Consider the following 18390-nt stretch of genomic DNA (forward strand, 5'->3'; position numbering starts at 1 on the left):
TTACTCGGCGCGGGCGCGGAGATACTCACGGGGATCGCCGGTGATGGGGCCGGGGCTGCGGAAGGTACGGTAGGTCCAGCCGCTGCCGCTGAGGGCGGGCAAGCCGGCCTGGATGGCGGTGGCATCGGGGCCGGTGACTTCGTCGATATCGAGCGGCCAGGTGGTGAGGGTGTCGGAGCCTTCGATGGTGTAGGTGACGCTGTCCTGAGCGGAGGTGGCTGTTAGAGCAGTGGCTCCGGTGAAGGCACCGACGCTCGAGCGGACGGGCAGGGTCAGGGTGAGGACCGGTTGTCCGCCGACGGTGGCGACTTTCACGACGATCTTACCGGAGCCGATGCCGGAGAGCGGATTGCCGTCGAAGGCGAACTCGCCGAGGTTGTCGAAGCCATCGTTGTCGGGGTTGTCGGTGGGATTGCTGTTACCCGGAGTGAGACCCTTGTCTGCGGCCCACAGGGTGTAGGGAGTGCCAACGGTGGTCACGCTGAGCAGGCCATCGCCGGTGAGGAAGGCGCTCTCGTGAATGGTGGGATCGGCCCAGAAGGCCTGCGCTCCGATGCGTCCCCAGAGACCGACGGGCTGGGCGGTGCCATTGATGAAGAAGCTGCCGATGGTGTCGGTGACGCCGTGGAAGAGCTCTAGCTTGCCACTTCCGGAGACAAGGACCGACGAGGTGTCCGCCAAGTAAGCTTGGTCAGTGGAGAGCGTGCCAGCCGTGACGATGGTATTCCCGGTGTAGGTATTCAGCGCGGTGAGGGCGGTGTAGCCGGGGCAGGCGTGGGTGACGGTGCCGGTGCCGGAGATGATATTGGTGAGCGAGAACTGGGTCTGCTCCGGTGCCGGGAGGCGGTTGATGACGATCGAGGTGTTGTTGGTGATTGCACCGACGCCGAATGATCCGGTGGTACCACCGTTGCCGATCTGGACGACGCCTTGGCTGATGATCGTGGCTTGGGCGTAGGTATTGTCGCCGGAGAGGACGAGCTTGCCGGTGCCGGTCTTGGTAAGGGCGGTGGTGGTGCCGCCTCCGATCATCACGCCACTGAACTCAGTCTCATCGTTGGCGATGGTCATGGTCTTGTTGCCGCCGCCGAGATCCACTCCTCCGGTGAAGGTGAGCTTGCCGGTGCCGGTGCTGCCGAAGGTGGTGTTGACGCTGTAGGAGATGGCGTTGGCAAGCGTGCGGGGAGTTGCATCCGAGGAGCGGATGTTAGAGCCGCGGAAATCGATCAAGCCGGTGGCGTCGCCGAAGACCGAGGCATTCGAGCCGATGACGGCGGTGCCTGCGGCGAGACGGGTGGTGCCGGTGTAGGTGCTCGCGCCGGTGAAGGTGATCGTGTTGTTGCCGTCCTTGGTGATGGCGGCGGGGTTGGTGGAGTTGCCGGTGATGCCGGAGCCGGTGACCACATTGGGGAAGGTGAAGTCGTCAGTGCGATTGAGGCGGACGCCCGAGGTGGTGGAGTCGAGCGAGATCGGGTTGGCATTGATGCTGCCGGTGGTGCCGGCATTGCCGAGCTGGAGGATGCCGGAGGTGATGGCGGTATTGCCGGTGTAGCCATTGGTGCCGGTGACAATCACGGTGCCGGCGGTGAGGGTGAGGCTGCCGCCGAAGGTGTTGTTGGCGGTGAGGGTCAGGGTGCCGGTGTCCTGTTTCTCCAGGCTGCCGGTGCCGGTGATGGGATTCGGGATGGTGAATGTATTGCCCGCGCCGACGCTGATTTTGGACGCCCCGGTGAGGGAGAGCGGGGAGGCGAGCGTTGGGTTTCCGCCGGTATCGCGCAGGGTGGAATCGGTGACGGCGATCGGCTTGGAGAAGGTGCCGCTGGTGTAGTTCTCGAGCAGGAGGATGGCGCCGTTGTTGACGTTGATGTTGCCGGTGCCGGTGACATTCGTGCGGGTGAAGGCGAGGGTGCCTTCGTTGACATTGATGACGCCGGGATTGGTCAGGTTGCCATCGACGACGCCGATGAAGTTGGCGCCGACCTTGGTCAGGGTGAAGCCGGCGAGGTCGACGAGGGCCTGACCCGCGGTGATCGGGCGGACGTCCCAGCGGCCACTGCCGCCGATGGTGGTGTCGGCGGTCAAGGTCAGGGAGCGGTAGCCGAAGTTCTGGCTGCCCGCGGTATTGACGACGGCTCCGGCACCGCTGCCGACTCCTCCTACGACGAGGTTGTAGTCGCGGTTGCCGTTCAGCGAGCCATTGGCGTCGATGGTGGCGCCGGAGGCCACGGTGATGGTCTTGCTATTGCCGCCGAAGCCCTGGCCATTGCCGGCTTTCAGAGTGCCCGCGTTGACTTGGATATTGCCGGTGTAGGTATTCGCGCCACCCAAGGTGACGGTGCCGGTGCCGGACTTGGTGAGGCCGGTGGAGCCGCCGATGAGGTTATTGGCAGCGGCGGTGAAGATGTAGTCGTTGCCGGCGGTGTTGTTGATGGTGATCGCGGACGGGGTAAGCACGCCGGTGATGGCGATGGAGCCTGCTCCGATGTCGCCGAAGGTGACGGCGTCGGCTTGGAAGTACTTGTTGTCGCCTTCGAGCCAGTTGGTGGAAACGCCGACGTCCCATGCGGCACCGCCATTCCAGGTGCGGCTGGCATTGCCGGTGGTCATGTGGATTTGACCGGGTATGGGCTGGGTGAAGGCGGCGGTGCGATAGCCGGTGGCGGTGAAATTGGCCGGGCCGCCGACGAGAGTGGTGGCGGTGAGGACGGTGACATCGGCACCGATGGCAGGCGTTGTTAGAAGATTCACCGTATTGGTGCCGGTCGCGGTGAGGGTGCCGGTGGCGGTCAACGAACCCGGGGTGAGGGCATCGATATGAACCGTGCCGCCATTCAAGGCGACGGCACCGCTGAGAGTCGATTCGCCGCCGACCTGGGCCGCAGCGGCGATGTTCACGGGACCGGCGAAGGGACCGGTGAAGTTCACGCGGCCGGCATTGACGTTCAGGGTGCCGGTGTAGCCGGTATTGGTGCCGGAGAGGGTGAGTTCGCCTGCGCTGGTCTTGTTCACCGTGGCGGTGCCGGTCCATGCGCCGGAGAAGGTGAAAGAGCTGGCGACGCTGAGCGTGTGTGTGGTGTCGTTCCAAGTCATGTTCGAGGCGATGGTGCTGTTAGCGCCATTGCCGAGGGACATGGTGGACGTGCCGTTCATGATGATAGGGCGCGTGACATTGAAGGTGCCGGAGTTCCGCGCGAGGAAGAGGCTGGAGGTGCCGTTGACGGTGATGTTGCCGGTGCCGCCGACGTTGAGGGGCTGATTGGCGCCGGCGTTCAGCTTCAGGGCGCCGGTATCGACGACGAGGTTGCCGGTCCCGGAGACATCGGTCCCGATCAGCATGACCGCACCGCTGCCGTTCTTGGTGACGTTGGCATTGAGGACGAGGGTGCCGGACGGCACACTGGCGGCGTTGTCATTCACGCCGCGGACGGCGAGGCCACGGTCATCGCTGAAGACGCCGGTGGCTCCGGCGACGGTCCAGTTTTGGTTGGCGGAGACGATGTAGTTGCCGCGCAGGGCTGGTCCGAGGGCGGTGAAGCTGCCATTCGCGGTGACGCCGCCAGCCATGGTGAGGGCGAAGGCATTCGTCTGCACGGTGAAGGCGGTGGTGCGGGTGCCGGTGCTGCCATAGGTGAAGTTGCCAATGGCGTGCGAGGCATCGAGTACCACGGTGTCACCATTGCTCGTGGCGTCGGCGATGAAGATGTTCGCGCCTTCGGCGGGCACGCCGGGGATCCAGTTGGTGGCGACGGCCCAGCTAGTGCTGGTGGTGCCGACCCAAGTGGACTGGGCGTGGGCGGTGGCGGTGAGGAGGCAAGTGACGGGCAGCAGGAGGGCAAGCGACTGCTGGTAGGCTCGGGTCGAGGTCATGGGCTTTCGATTTGGGTTCAAACGGGTTAGGGTAGGGGAATCGTGAGAAAATTGGGTTCTACGATTCAGAAAAATCCGTCTGACAAATCGTTTAATTGGTCAAGGAATCAGGCGCATGCAGGCGAGGTTGTATTACATCTTTTGCATGGAAAATTGTTTCCGATTTGCGCAAAAGGTTTGGTTTGAAGGGGTTGGGTGGTTCTGTCAGGAAATACGCAGAAATGGATATTTTTGTGTCATGGTCGCGGGGAGGTCGTGGCTAGTCCCCAAAGCGGGGACGTGTGGTGTTTTGGCGGGAAGCGACGTGCAGGCGCGGGAGGCCGCGGTTGTCGGGTTCGCGCCGCACCCTTCTCGCGACCCTTCAGGCCGCCGTGGCTGGCGGGGGGAGACCCAGGGCGGCGCTGCGCTTGCCCTGGGCTTAGGGCTGGCCGCCCCTTTGGGGCTTTTGAGTCGCCGGAGTTGGTGGACCCGATAGGTCGAATGGAGATCGCGGAATAGGACGGATCTTTCTAACGGGTGATCACGCGGAGACGGTAGAAGCGGCGGGTGGCGATGCCGGGGTCGGTGACGGTGAGCCAGCCGTTTTGAAGGGCATCGGGGTAGTCGGTGCGGGAGTCGAAAATGACGGAGGCGTGTGCCCAATCCGAGGCATCGGCGGTGACTTCGACGAGGCAGGCGATGTCGTCGCGGCCGGGGTCGAAGGGGAAGCGGAACTCGCGTCTGTTCGAGAAGCGATCGAGCTTTGGCATTTTGGCAGAGGGCGACTCACCGAGGCCGATGCCGAGGGCGTAGCGGAGGAGATTCGGGATGGCGTCCTTCTTCGGGGTGGCATCGATGCCGCCGATGGCGGGATTGGTGCGGTCGGCGGCGATGGGGAAGTTGACGGTTTGCCAGGCAGGGAAGGAGGCAGGTGGAGCGGCGAGGCGGACTTCGACGATGTGGCCGTAGACGGGGCCGTTGCCGAAGTTGGCGATCTCGGGGACGGTGACGACCTGGGCGTTGTTCGAGAGGGACCAGCCGCCGATGCCGTCGGGCTGATAGACTTCGCAGGTGGCCGCATGCATGGCGGCTGTTAGGTCGGTGTCCCAAGGAGCGAAGATGAGGCCGCGGAAGGTGGTGCCGGGATTCGGGAGGTAGATGCGGCAGAGGTCGGGTGGAGAGCTGATGGTGCTGATGGAAAGCAGGCCATTTCCAGCGGCGGTGGGCTGGGTGTAAACGGGTGAGCCGGGATTCGCGAGGGTGGCGGTGATGATGGTATCGCTCAGCGTGGGTGCGGTGAGGATCTCGCTGCCAAGGGCGATGGTGCCGGTGCCGGAGATGGCGCCAATGGTGCCGTAGCCTGTGAGAGTGCCGGTGGCGGCGAGGGTAATGGGAGAGGCGAGCGGGCCGCTGAGTTCGAGTGTTCCGTTAGAGATGGTGACGGGGCCGGTGAACGAGGGATTGGCCGTCTTGAGATGGAGGGTGCCGCCGCCGGACTTGGTGAGGGCGTGAGCGGTGGGGGTGAGGGGGGCGGTGAGTTCGAGGCGATTCAGGGCTCCATCGACATGGATGCTCGACGGTGCGGTGAGTTCGACAGCGACGGGGATGACGACGTGGTTTTCGCCATCGCCGGGATCGTAGCGGAGTGCGCCTAGCTTTCCCTGGCCGGTGTCATCGGGGATGGCGATGCCGCGGCCGGTGCCGGCGATCTTGATGGGCTTGGCGAAGCCATAGGTGCGGGGCACGCCGGGGGTGTCGCTGCCGGAGGTGAGACGAAGTTGGCCGCCGGGGCTGACGGTGATGGATGAGACGAAGGTGGGTGTGGAAGGCTGGGAGACCTGGAGTACGCCCTCGGCGATCGCGAGCTCGCCGGTGAAGTTCTTTTCCTCACCTGTGAGAGAGGCGATGCCGAGGCCGGTCTTTCGGAGACCGCCGGGGCCGCTCCAGCGCTCGCGCAGGCGGAGCGCACCGTAGTCGTGATCGCCATCGAGTTGATTCACCTGCAACTCAAGGGTGTTGGTGAGGACGCTGCCGGCGACGACTTCGAATTCGACGAAGCCATCGCCATTGCCATCGATCTGGATTTTCGCGTCTTGGCCGGATCCGTTGAAGGTGAGGGTTTTTCCGGTGAGTTCGTCCTGGATGCGATTGCGGTAGTAGGCGTTGGTTTCGTTGAAGCGGATGCTGCCGACGGTGACGGGGGCGGTGAGGCTGATGTCGCGATCGATGCCTGAGGGCGCATTGATGACGGCGCGCTTGCCGGAGGCATTGGGATAGCCGGACGGGGTCCAATTGGTATTGGTGGTCCAGTTCGCGTCGCCGCTCGGTTTGAAGATCGATTCGGCGGAGAGTGAGGAGAAGAGGGCTTCATCGAGAGCGCTCCACACGCCGCTGCTGAGTGCGCGGGCCTTCAGTGTTTTCTGGCCGGTGATGGTGAGAGCGGCGGTGTAGGCGGTGGCGGTGGATGAGACCGCGCCGGTGTTTTCGACGCGTGGGTCGGAGCCATCGAGCGTGTAGTAGATGGTGCCAGCGGGTGCGGTGATCGAGACGGTCTGGCCGGCGGTCAACTGGCCGCCGTGCTGGCTGAAGGTGGGGGCAACGACCGCGGGGTAGAGCGAGGAGTTCTTGAGCTGGGTGAGCAGGTTCGCGGTGCGGACAGGGAAGTAGGTATTCAGGAGGCGATCGCGCTCGGCGAGCCACTGGGGATTCAGCGAGTAGATGGGCGAGGGGCCATCGAGATCGTAGATCTCCTTGCGATAAGCGCCCCAGCGGGCTTGCTCGGCGAAGATGCCGGGCTGGGCCTTTGCCGCGGCATCGGTGAAGCGGGCGGCGATCACGGTGGGGGTGAGTGCGCCACCATTGAAGAGATAGCGATGAGCGCGGTCGGCGAAGCGGAGGCGGAACTCGGCATTCTGCCGCAGCGCGGTGTAGAGCATGCCGGGGTTTTCGTAGGTGAGGTCGCTGTTCGGCGGATTGGTGCGATTGGAGGTGGCGCTTTCGAGGGTCTTCTCCGCGTCCCAGACGAAGAAGCGGTAGCCAGCACCTGGAGATCGAAGGCGGGTGGCGGTCCAGTTGTTGTCCGGCCAGTCCTGATTGGAGCCGTAGAAGTTCAGCAGCATGTAGTCGATATATTGGTCGACATCGAGGTACTGCTTGATGGCGGCATACTGAGCCGAAGTGGTGACGCCGGCGCGGGCGAGGTCGCGCAAGGTATTCCAGGCGACATTGTCACCATCCACGACGCCGTCATGGTTCATGGCATCATAGTCCTCGGGATCGCCGCCGAAGTAGCTGGCGGAGAACTTGGAATCGGGCCGCTCGGAGGGATTGTAGATGCCCCAGTAGATGCCGTTGATATAGAGGTGAACGAGGTTGCCGTGAGAGGCGGCACCATTCATGGCAAGCTGGGTATCCCGCATGAACTGATCGTGGAAAGAAAGGCCGCGATCGCGTTCGGATGAGGCGGGGTGAATCCAAGAGTTGTTGAAATTCGCGCGCAGGATGAGGGAGTCGAAATCGGCCAGCGGCGTGCCGGCATCACTGAAGATGGGAACCCGAAGGCGGCCTTCGCCATACTCGCCACGGAAGGCGAGGCGGAAGGACTGCTTGGGCGACTTGTCCTCGAAGCGGCTGGCTCCGCCATGGATGCGCAGGCCGGCATCGATCTGGGTTTCGAAGGAATTGTCGGCGGTGAGCCACTCGGCGGAGACCACTTTCTCGAAGCCATGCAGGAGCGTATTGCTGTAGAGACCGTCCTCGCCGAACATGTCCAGAGGCGCGAGCGAGAGCGACAGCGTGGGCAGGCCGCCGAGCGCTGACTTCATGGTGGCCGTGTAGCCGGACTGCGCGGCGATGGTGGGGCTGATGGAATAGCTGGTCTGCGCGAAGTCACCCCAGTTTGCCGGGTAGCCGCTTGGCCGTGCGGTCTGGGTGACGATGTCATTGAGGAAAAAATAGGAACTGGTGGTGATGGCGCGGCTGGGCAAGGCGGTGCTTTTGAAGGCGGCGGCGCGTACGACGCGGGTCTTGTTGATCGAGATGGGGGAGGTGTAGGTGGTGCCGTTTGTGAGGGAGGGTTCGCTGCCATCGAGCGTGTAGCGGAGGGTCACGCCCGGCTCGGGATGGGTGATGGTGAGCGAGAAGGCGGTGGTCTTGAAACCGCGAGCGGCGGAGAAGGCCGGCTTGACCAGCGGTGCGCCGTAGGACAAGGCGGCATTCGGCTGGTTGGGCGTGGGGGTGGCGAACCACTTCCAGGTATTGCCGCTTTCCGGGCTGCGGCCGCAGCTGGTGTCCTGAGGGAGCACCATGGGAGCTACTAGGTCTTCCGTAGTTCCGGTGGGGCGGGTGAGGACGATGGATTCGCCATCGGAATCGATGCTGAAATTGGTGTGGAGCTTCGGTCCGGGCGGCAGGGTGGCACCGGGCAGGGCGTAGCGGGTGCCGAGATGGACATCGAGGAAGGCGAGCTCGGTGGAATTCAGCGGGCGATCGTAGAGGAGGAACTCGGCGATATCGCCATTGAAGTTCCGGCCGGTGCGTGAGCTACCGACGGACATCTGCGTCAGGCTGAAAAGGAGCACGGTGCCGGGGCTCTGCGCTCGCGAGCCGATCATCTGGCCATTCTTGTAGAGGCGGGCGAGCGGCGAATTCTGCGTGCCGGCCATGGTGGCGGAGAGGACGACCCACTCATCGTCACCGGCTGCTGCTTCGGCATTGATCTGGTTCATCGCGCCAGAGCGGAAGCTGGTGTTGCCGAGGGTGCCGACTTCTAGAGAGGTATCGGTGGTGGCATCGTTGGTATTCCACGCGCCGAAGATGCCGGACGGGGTGCCGGTGCCGGACCACTTCGAGACGGCGAAGAGGGAGTAGTTGTGGAGATTGGTGAGGCCCTTGAAGCCGGAGGTGGGCAGGCGGAATTCCTGGGAGCTGGAGCGCGAGAATTGGAAGGCGGGCTTGCCGTTGATGCGGTTGGTTTTGAAAACGGGGCGGTTCGAGGAGGAGGGGGCGGTGCCGTTGTTGCTGCGGCCGCTGAGGTCGGTCCAGGTGGTGACGGATTGGCCGTCGGTGTAGGACTGGCCTTCGGCTTTCAGCCAGAGGACGAGGCCGGGGATATCGGCCGGGGAACTGGCGGTGAGGGTGGCTGCGCCGGTGCGGTCCTTGCCGGAACACCAGACGAGGAGCCGCTGGCCGGCACCGATCTGGACGGCGGGGAAGACCCACTTGAAGGGATCGTCGGTGTGGTCGGATAGACCCCAGCCGGCGAGATTTACCGAGGAGGCGCCGCGGTTGTACAGCTCGACCCAGTCGGAAGGATCGCCATCCTCATCAAGCAAGGTGGAGCCGTTCGACGACTGGAATTCATTAACGACAACATCGGCATGGCAATTGACCGCTAAGGCCAAGCCAGCGAGGAGCGCCAGGGTTTGGTGACGCACGGGGGGCATGCGAGGGGGCTAAGGGGAACTCTAGCAGCATGTTACAAGTTTGTGACCTTGTGCAAGCACTCTATCAATTCGGAGTTGTTGAAAATCAGTGTGGTGGGAATGCGGGGCGGCATTCTGATCGCGGAGATATGCTTGCGTTGCGGGGCTTTCGACTCAGGTCTCCGGTATGAAGGACGTCAAGATGGGTGGCGTCGATTTCCCGGCAGAAGAAGAGAGGCGCTATCCCTTTGCCCCAGGGTCTCTACTGCAGACACCGTAGCAACACACCGGAGGCTGAGTGGCGAACAAGCAATCCAGAGGCAGAAGACAGGATGAGGGGGAGCTGCCCCGGTCTTAGCTTGCCTCGTGAGGAGAGGATGGTTTTCCCCGGTTCTCCATCCATTTTGTAGCAAAGGCATACAGGGTGCCCCAGACTGCTCCGAGCATCCAGCCGCCGATGACATCGGTCGGCCAATGGACGCCGAGGTAGACGCGACTGATTCCGACGCAAACCGGAATCAGGAGGGACAGGGTCATCACGAAGAATCGCGTCGCGCGCCGTGACGAAGTGCGTGCAATCATGAGGCCGAGCGTCAGGTAAATCACGGTGGCCATGGTCGTGTGGCCACTGGGGAAGCTCGCACCGCTGACGAAAGTCCCATGAGCGACAAGGTCCGGCCTTGGACGACTATAGAAGACCTTGAGAAGATTCATGGCCGCCATAGCGCTGCCGATCGAAAGGAGTCCCATGAGTGTGGCCTTTCCCTTTCCCGAGAGAAGTGCGGCACCGAGACCTGCAGTCGAGACGAGGGTGAGGATGCTGAAGCTACCCAAGGCTGTGATGTCACGCGCCATCTCCGCGGCTCGCAAAGAGCCCAAAGGATCCGAGGGAGGTTCCTTTCCTTGCAAAGCCAAGAGGAGATCCGGGTCGAGGTGGGCAAACGTGTCCGCCCGAACCCCGATTCCCAGTATCACGAACAGGATCAGTGCAGCGAAGGCTGCGACAAGCAGGGAAAGGCCGGGTACAGCCCGAGGCAGGCTGACAGGGGCTCCCATGCGAGGACCTTCGGATGGCGGGCCGGGTTTGGCGGGCCGGTGCCGCCCCTGGGTATCCGGTTCACCGCTGGTGCTGCCACCCCGTGACGGTGGATTCATGGGAATATTTCTAACCGGGGCGAGATTAGAAAGCCGTGAGGACGGTGGTCTGTTAGATTCTAACGGTGGGACAATCGGGCATTGCGCGCTGGAACAGGGGGCTCGGGAGAACCGTCTATCGAATCGAGCCGTCCCCCGCCGGACCTTTCGGAGAAAGTTCCCTGCCATTTTGAGGCCGCGGGTAGAGCAGGTAGGGCTCGCGGCGTTTTAGGAAGGATGGCAGGTCGCGGTCGCGGATGGAGCGGATGGTTTCGAGGGGCTTGTCTTGCTGGATGACGGTGAGGGTTTCGGGGTCACCGAGGAGTTTGGCGATGTTCTCGAGCTTCAGCTCGGAGGGGTAGAGGCGGTGGAGGGTGGTGGCGAGGAGGATGCCGAGGTCGGTGGGGCGGAAGGTTTCGCGATCGGTGAGGAGGAGGCGGACGCCGCGGCACTCCTGGTCCTGGTAGACGCTGGCGGTGGGAGTGAAACGGACGGGGATGAAGCGGATGCCGGGGAGCGTGGATTTGTTCAGTTCGGTGGCGAGCTTGAGATCGTCGATGTACGGTGCGCCTAGTAGCTCGAAGGGGGTGCCGGTGCCGCGGCCGACGCTGAGCTTGCAGAACTCCAGGAGGCCGACGCCGGGGTAGAGGGTGGCGGCGGTGAGGCTGCGCATGTTTGGCGAGGGGTCGCGCCAGGGGAGCGAGGATTCATCGAACCAGCGGAGGGGTGAGCCGCCTTCGCAGCGGATGACGCCGAGATCGGTGCCGAACTTGCGCTCGGCATTGATGAGGCGGGCGAGTTCGCCGACGGTCATGCCGTGGCGGAGGGGGATCTCGTGGGCGGCGACGAAGCTGCGTTCGGCGGTGAGGACGGGGCCTTCGACGGTGGCGCCGATGGGATTGACGCGGTCGAGGACGACGAAGCGGAGCTTGGCCTTGCCGGCGGCTTCCAGGCAGTTCGCCATGGTGGAGATGTAGGTGTAGAAGCGGCAGCCGATGTCCTGGATGTCAAAGACGAGGGTATCGATGCCTTGGAGCTGTTCCGGTGCGGGAGTACGATGTTCGCCGTACAAGCTGAAGACGGGGAGGCCGGTCTTTTCGTCGGTGGTGTCGCCGATCTTTTCCTGATCGAGTTCGCCGCGGATGCCGTGTTCGGGGGCGAAGAGTGCGACTAGCTTGAGATCGGGGGCGGCGTGGAGGAGGTCGATGGTGGGATTGCGTTCGCGATCGATGCCGGTGTGATTGGTGATGAGGCCGATCCTGCGGCCGCGGAGCTGGCGGAAGTGGTCGCGCTCGAGGATGTCGATGCCATTGAGGACGGGGCCGTCTTTGGTGGGGCGGCGGACGATGGGTGGGTTCGCGGGGTCGGGTGGCAATGCGCCTTCGACCTTGGTGAAGTCGAAGCCTTCGATGGCTTGGGCGGCGAGTGTGCCGAGTTCGCGTTGCAGGCCGATGACGTTGCCTTCTTCATCGGGGTGATTGCGGTTCGAGAGGAAGATGGTGGCGGTCTTTGAGAAGGGATCGAGCCAGAGGCGGGTGCCGGTCCAGCCGGTGTGGCCGTAGCTGCCGATGGGGAAGAGGTCGCCGCGGGGGCCTGCGTAGGGAGAGTCGATGTCCCAGCCGAAGCCGCGGCGGGGGAGGCCGGGCGGGGTTTGGACGGAGGTCATGGCCTTGACCGTTTCCGCTTTGAAGATGCGGACGCCATCGAGTTCGCCGCCGTCTAACAGCATGCGGGCGAAGCGTCCGAGATCGGCGGCGGTGGTGAAGACACCGGCGTGGCCGGCGACGCCGCCCATGCGGCGCGAGGTGGGATCGTGGACGATGCCGCGGAGGGGCTTGCCATTGGTGACGGTGGTGGGGGCGATGCGGGAGACGTCGCCGGGGTCGAGGGTGCGGAAGGCGGTGTCCGTCATCTTCAGCGGCTGGAAGATTTCCTTCGCGCAGAAGGCATCGAGGGTGGTGCCGGCGACGCGCTCGACGATGAGGCCGAGGAGGATGAAATTGATGTCGCTGTAGCGGTAGGTGGTGCCGGGTTGGGCGGGGAGGGGTTCGGCGCAGGCGGTTTTCAGCGCGCCTTCCTTGCCCTGCCAATCGCCCTGCGGCGGGAGGCCGGCGCGGAGACCGGAGGTGTGGGTGAGGAGCTGGCGGAGGGTGATGGTTTCCTTGCCATTGCCGTGGAACTCGGGGAGGTAGCGGCTGGCGGGTGCCTCGACATCGAGCTTGCCGGATTCGACGAGCTTCATGATGGCGGAGGTGGTGGCGATGACCTTGGTGAGCGAAGCGGCGTCGAAGATGGTGTCTTCGGTCATGGGCTCACGCTGGGGGAGGATGGCGCGGTCGCCGTAGGCCTTTTGGTAGAGGGCGTCTTCGCGTTCGATGCGGAGGACGGCGCCGGGGGTTTTGGCATCGGTGATGGCTTGCGAGATGGCGTCGTCGATTTTTGCAAGACCGGCGGCGGCGAACGATGCGGCGTGCAATGTGCAGGATAGGCACATGACCAGAAAGAGGCGGAGAAAGCCGGGCATGCGAGGGGTGATGTTACGCGGGAATGAGAGTGTGGCGATCAAGAATGACCCGTCAAAAGCCGCTGGTAGCGCGGGATTTTGGCTTCCTTGGGGTGCGGGCGAGGGTTCCTTACTCGCGGAATGAATTCCGCGCTCCCAGTGGGCAGGAGAAGTGGCACGCGAACGGCGAAGGAGGAGGTGTCATGGATACTACACCTGCTACACGGGCTTCCTTTAGCCTTCCTTCTCTCATCGCCATTGTCGCCGCGATCGGCAGCTTCATGAATGGGGCTACCTTCGGGCTGATCCTTGCGATCGTCGCGATCTTCTTCGGGATCATCGGCGTGGTGCTTTCGCTCGCGCCTTCGAAGCGAGGCGGGGTGATCAGCACATTCGGCATCGGCGCGGGTCTCATCGGGATCCTCGCGGCCGTGATCAAGGCGTCGATGTATCTCTTCTCCTGAGGCGGCGAAGCTTCCTTACGATCCAAGCCGCGGTGGCTGCCCCTACGAGAAGTAGGGCGGCTGCCGCGGCCCACGCGTATCGCGGGATGGGCATGGTGGCGCGGAAGCGGGTGACGATGGGTTTCTGGATCGCTTGGCCGAGGGTGTAGTCCCAAGTGAGGGTCTTGCCGTCGTCGGTGACGGAGGTCGCGTTGCTTTCCTTTGCCGCTTTCGGGAGGTGGATGATGTAGGTGAGATGGCGGTTTTCGCGGTCGTCGCTGCCAACGGCGAGGGAGGCGAGGCCGAGGGCTTCGCGGACGTGGACGCTGCGGGCGAAGTCGAGGTCGAGCCAGCGGAGGCGGACGTCGAAGTGGCCGGCAATGTCCGCGGTGGACTCGGGGAGGTTTTGGAAGCTCTCGCTTTTCTTGAGGTCGAGCAGGGAGAGGAGCGACTTGGTGGAGACCTTCACCGAAACGGTCGCGTTGCCGTCCTTCGCTTCGACGGAGATGTCATCGAGGATGAGTGAGGGCTGGGTGGCGATGATTTCGCGGATCTTCTTTTCGGTGCCGCTGGTGCCGCCGTTGAGGAAGAGGGCGGACTCGGGCACGGTGTAGCGCAGCTCGGCGCGGCCCGAGCCATTTCGCTCGATCCAGACTTCCTCGTGGATGTCGAAGCAGGCACCGAGGAGCAGGCAGGCGGCGAGGATGAGGAGGCGGTGGAAGATGGCGGGAAGCTTGCGCATCGCAGATACGGAAGCCACGCTCTAACCGCGATGCAGCGCGTTGTGGAGCCGGAAATCATTGATCAACTGCCGCCGGATCATCCGGACGTGAGGCGCAGTCGCGTGGACCTGAAGGTGATCAACTTTTTGATGGGCAACGAGCGCTGGATTGCGCGGCACATCGCGCAGTATCCCGAGGCGTTGGCGAAGGGGGTGGTGGAGATCGGGGCGGGTGAGGGGACGCTGCTGCGGCGCTTGGCGAGACAGCATGCGGGCATCCCGCTGACGGCGTGTGACTTGGCTCCGCGACCGGAGGGCCTGCCGGAGCGGATCGCGTGGGACCGGCGGGATGTGTTTGAAAGCCTGGCGGAGGTGAAGGGCGGGGTGCTGGCGGCGAATCTTTTCCTGCATCACTTCGAGAACGATGAGCTGGAGCAGTTCCGGCCCCATCTGGAGCGGTTCGAGGTGATTTGTTTCAATGAGCCGTATCGGGTGGAGCGGACGGTCTGGGATGCGCAGTTCATCCTGCCCTTCGTGGGGCGAGCGACGAAGCACGACATGATGGTGAGCATCCGCGCGGGCTTCGTGCATGGCGAGCTGCCGGAGCGGCTGGGGCTGGATTCGTCGAAATGGCGGATTCGGGAGGAAACCACATGGCGCGGCGGGCTGCGCATGCTAGCTTCGCGCATTTGAGCGACTTGGTGACGATTGCGGGCGGGGGATTGGCGGGGCTCTCGCTGGCGGCGGGCCTGCGACTGCGAGGGATCGGGGTGACCGTGCATGAGGCGGGGAGCTATCCGCGGCACCGGGTGTGCGGGGAGTTTATTTCGGGAGTAGAGAGAGCGACGCTGGACGGGCTGGGGATCGCGCAGGATTTGGCGGATGCCTTGGAGTTGAAGAGCCTGATGTGGTTTCGGGAGGGGAGGACGATTCATGAGGGGGTATTGCCGGAGGCGGCGATGGGGATTTCGCGGTATCGATTGGACAGGCGGCTGAAGGAGCGGGTGGTGGAGATGGGTGGGATGGTGGTGGAACGGTCGCGACAGGTGAGAGAGAAGAGCGAGGGACTGGTCTGGGCGGCGGGACGGGTGCCGCGGCGGGGATCCTGGGTGGGATTGAAGGCGCACTTTCATGGGATGAGCATGAAGGCGGATCTGGAGATGCATCTGGGTGCGAATGGCTATGCGGGATTGGCGCAGGTGGAGGAGGGTCGGGTGAATGTTTGCGGGTTGTTTCGCGTGGATCGCTCGCAGGCGGGACGAGGGAGTGATTTGTTAGATGGCTATCTGCGTGCGGGTGGGAATGGGGTGCTGGCGGATCGATTGAGGGAGGCGACGGTGGATGCGGAGTCGTTTTGTGCGGTGGCGGGGTTTGAAATGGGGCGGCAGGAGGTGGGCGAGGGGTTGTGTGTGATCGGTGATGCGGAGAGCATGATCCCGCCGTTCACGGGGAATGGGATGAGCATGGCTTTTCAGGCGGCGGAGGTGGCGCTGGGTCCGCTGGAGAGATGGAGCTCGGGTGGTCTGGCGTGGGATGGGTGTGTGGCGGAGATCCGTGAGGGGCTGCGGCGGAGGTTTCGCCGACGGCTGGTGGCAGCGCAGACGATGCATCCGGTTTTGCTGCGGCGGGGCGGGCGGGATGTGATTGAATCGATTGCAGCCGCCGGTCTATTGCCGTTCCGGCCGCTTCTTTCCCTTGTCCGCTGAATCATGTTCCTGGAATCCATTGCCACTGCCGTTCCGCCGCATCGCTACACGCAATCGCAGTGTCTTGATGGCTTGCGAACCTCGGCTGCCTTCGGGGCGCTGAGGCTGCGCTCGCAGGGGATGCTGGAGAAGATCCTGGGGAATGGTGTGTCCGGGATCGCGACGCGGAGTTTTTGTCTGCCGGAGATCGGGCCGGTGGTCGGCCGGGATGCGCAGGAGCTGAACGAGACTTTCGAGCGTGAGGCGCCGGCTTTGGCGATGGCGGCGCTGGGGCCTGCGCTGGAGAAGGCCGGGATCAAGGCGGAGGAGCTGGATGCGCTGTTTGTGTGCACTTGCACCGGGTATCTGTGTCCCGGGGTGACGAGCCATGTGGCGGAGTTGCTCGGACTACGAGAAACGGCGTACTTGCAGGATCTGGTCGGGCTGGGATGTGGGGCGGCGATTCCGATGCTGCGGTCGGCGGCGGGGTTCCTCGCGATGCATCCGGGGGCGAAGGTGGCGACCGTGGCGGTGGAGGTTTGCTCGGCGGCGTTCTTTGCGGATGACGATCCGGGGGTGTTGATCTCGCTGTGTCTCTTCGGCGATGGCGCGGCGGCTGCGGTGTGGTCGGATGTGGCGGGCGAAGGAAAATGGCAGGCGGGGCATTTCACGACGGTCCACCGGCCGGAGCAGCGGGAGAAGATCCGTTTCGTGAATGCGGGCGGGAAGCTGCGCAACCAGCTGGACAAGGCGGTGCCGGGGCTTGCGGCGGAGGCGGTGGCGGAACTTTTTGCGAAGCGGCAGGGTGAGCCGGACCGGGTGCTGGCGCACTCGGGTGGACGGGATGTGATCGATGCGCTGGAGGCGGTGCTGCCGCACCGGTTGTTAGAGACGCGGGAGGTGCTGCGGGATCATGGGAACATGAGCAGTCCTTCGGTGTTGTTTGCGCTGGATCGGGCGATGGGGAGTGTGAATGGCGACAAGCGGTGGTGGCTGACGGCGTTTGGGGCGGGGTTTGCGGCGCATGCTTGTGAGATGTGGCGGGGGTGAGGGCACGCGGGAAGGGGCGGCTCCGCGCCGAAAATACGGTGCGTTTAGTAGTTCCGGCCCCATCGCTCCCTTTCAGGGAGCCGATCATGCCTTCGTCAAACCCGGGGCTGCGCTATCGCTTGCCCCGGGCTATTTCATGGCCGCACCTTTGGAGCTGAAGACCTCGGGTTTACTCCTTTGGGTGGAGAGGGCGGCCGGTGGCGTCGATGAGGGTGGGGGTGACGAGGACGACCGAGCGGGTGCCATCGGGGTGGGTCTGGATGTGCATCTGGGCATTGCCATCGCTGGAGAAGGAGCTGTCGGCGATGGCAGTGCGCTCGGTGACCTTGGCGGTGGCGGTGCCGGATTCTCCTTCTGCGATGCGCTCGGAGTAGTTGAGATCGACGTGATGGCCGAAGCCGTAGGGAGCGGCGCGGAAATCGACGATGAGTCCCGAGGGCTGGGTCTCGAAGCCTCCCGGGGCGGTGGGCGAGGGGACGAGGATTTCGTGAATGATCTCGACCTTGGCGTCTTCACCCACCCTTGCGGTGATGGCCGGGGTAGACATCAAATCGACGCCCTTGAGTTGGGACAACTGGCGCATCATTTGTGCTGCGCCCGTGTCGTCGAGTTGCGAAAGATCGGGCGGTGTCCAATCCATGCCGGCGGGGATATTGATCAAGCGGGTCTCCATCTTGTGTTGGAGAGGCGGGTTGCTGAGTGTGGCATCGATCAGGCCCTCGATGGCGATCTGGTCGGCGGCGCTGGTGGTGGTGAACTGCAAGGTGGAGCCTGAGAGGGAGAAGCTAGTGGACGGGTCGAGGGTGATGCCCTTGCTGGCGAAGTAGTCGGCGGGTGCGAGCTGGTTGGGAGCTCCCGTGGCGATATGAGCCTCCTTGGTTCCCAAGGTTGCAAGGTAATCGGAGAAGCTCATTCCCTCCGGGATCACGGCGGGCTCAGCGAAGGGGCCGGCTTCTGCGGAAGACTCGCGTGAGAAGAAGTCGGGTGGCACTTGGAGGCCCCTCTTCACTATCTCGCCGGTTTCTTCGGGTGCGGTGAAGGTGTATTCGCTGCCGGAGCGAGAGACCTTCAGGCCTGCTATGGCGGCGAGGAGGTGGATGGAGGAGTCGAGATTGCGGATGCCGGTTTTGGCAGTGAGGGGTCGGGTGGCTTCGGGGGGGACGATGAAGGTGAGGTGGAGGGGGACTTCGCCGGATTCGCGGCAGACGTCTTGGTAGGCGGCGAGGAGTTTCGTGAGGGCGGCTTTGAGCGGGAGGCCGTCGATGGTGACTTCGGGGAGGAAGAATTCCTTGAGGCGCTCGGGGCTATGGGTGGCGTGAATGCCAGAGGTTGGGGGGCGATTGGAGGCTTTTGTGGGGAGGTGGGGGGAGTCGGTGACTCCGTCGGGGATGGGGGAGGAAGAGGTTGGGTGCTTGGTGGTTTTTGCGGTGGTGTTGCCGTTTTGCACGAGGAGGTCGGCTCCGCGGTAGAGGCAGAGGAGGGCGACAAGGAGGATGAGTGCGGCGGCGACGCGCTTCTTCATGATCGCAAGCGTGAGAAGCGCTGCGGGCCAGGGCAAGGTGAATGCGAGGAGGGCGTTGACGGA

10 protein-coding genes are annotated in these 18390 nt (G+C 63.9%); 4 read left to right on the forward strand and 6 right to left on the reverse strand.

Going from position 1 to position 18390, the window contains the following annotated elements; translation table 11 throughout:
• The 4 genes from WKV53_RS13055 to WKV53_RS13070 all read right to left on the reverse strand — a co-directional run bounded on the left by WKV53_RS13055 (position 1) and on the right by WKV53_RS13070 (position 12927).
• Positions 1-3867: a beta strand repeat-containing protein gene (locus tag WKV53_RS13055; RefSeq protein WP_341405043.1), complete on the reverse strand. Its 3867-nt coding sequence runs from the start codon at positions 3865-3867 to the stop codon at positions 1-3.
• A 509-nt stretch (positions 3868-4376) separates the two neighbouring features.
• Complete coding sequence (locus WKV53_RS13060; RefSeq protein WP_341405044.1) at positions 4377-9290, reverse strand: FN3 associated domain-containing protein; 4914 nt, start codon at positions 9288-9290, stop codon at positions 4377-4379.
• A 333-nt stretch (positions 9291-9623) separates the two neighbouring features.
• Positions 9624-10424, reverse strand: coding sequence for a phosphatase PAP2 family protein (locus tag WKV53_RS13065; protein ID WP_341405045.1), 801 nt, complete (start codon positions 10422-10424; stop codon positions 9624-9626).
• Between the two features lie 115 nt (positions 10425-10539).
• Positions 10540-12927 carry an exo-beta-N-acetylmuramidase NamZ domain-containing protein gene (locus WKV53_RS13070; protein WP_341405046.1) on the reverse strand — a complete coding sequence of 796 codons (2388 nt, stop codon included), beginning with the start codon at positions 12925-12927 and terminating at the stop codon, positions 10540-10542.
• 182 nt (positions 12928-13109) lie between these two features.
• Here WKV53_RS13070 and WKV53_RS13075 point away from each other — a divergent pair, with 182 nt between their 5' ends.
• The gene (locus WKV53_RS13075) at positions 13110-13370 is read left to right on the forward strand and encodes a hypothetical protein (protein WP_341405047.1); all 261 of its coding nucleotides are present in this window, start codon (positions 13110-13112) and stop codon (positions 13368-13370) included.
• On the opposite strand, the gene WKV53_RS13080 is transcribed toward WKV53_RS13075, so the two are convergent.
• Positions 13342-14091: a hypothetical protein gene (locus WKV53_RS13080; protein ID WP_341405048.1), complete on the reverse strand. Its 750-nt coding sequence runs from the start codon at positions 14089-14091 to the stop codon at positions 13342-13344. The two genes, WKV53_RS13075 and WKV53_RS13080, sit on opposite strands and share 29 nt — an antisense overlap.
• A gap of 30 nt (positions 14092-14121) precedes the next feature.
• On the opposite strand from WKV53_RS13080, the gene WKV53_RS13085 reads away from it, so the two are divergent.
• Genes WKV53_RS13085 through WKV53_RS13095 form a run of 3 tightly spaced genes read left to right on the forward strand, consistent with a single transcriptional unit; the run spans position 14122 to position 16805 of the window.
• Entirely contained in the window at positions 14122-14763 is a 642-nt protein-coding gene (locus WKV53_RS13085; protein ID WP_341405049.1) for a class I SAM-dependent methyltransferase, read from the forward strand.
• Positions 14760-15776 (forward strand): NAD(P)/FAD-dependent oxidoreductase, encoded by a 1017-nt coding sequence (locus WKV53_RS13090; RefSeq protein ID WP_341405050.1) that lies wholly within the window; start codon positions 14760-14762, stop codon positions 15774-15776. Before WKV53_RS13085 ends, WKV53_RS13090 begins: the two co-directional genes overlap by 4 nt.
• Positions 15777-15779: 3 nt before the next feature.
• Positions 15780-16805, forward strand: a complete 1026-nt coding sequence (locus WKV53_RS13095; RefSeq protein ID WP_341405051.1) for a type III polyketide synthase — start codon at positions 15780-15782, stop codon at positions 16803-16805.
• A 169-nt stretch (positions 16806-16974) separates the two neighbouring features.
• On the opposite strand, the gene WKV53_RS13100 is transcribed toward WKV53_RS13095, so the two are convergent.
• Positions 16975-18327 (reverse strand): hypothetical protein, encoded by a 1353-nt coding sequence (locus WKV53_RS13100; protein WP_341405052.1) that lies wholly within the window; start codon positions 18325-18327, stop codon positions 16975-16977.
• Positions 18328-18390: the final 63 nt, after the last annotated feature.

The sequence above is a fragment of the Luteolibacter sp. Y139 genome (genome assembly GCF_038066715.1).
GTDB lineage: Bacteria > Verrucomicrobiota > Verrucomicrobiia > Verrucomicrobiales > Akkermansiaceae > Haloferula > Haloferula soli.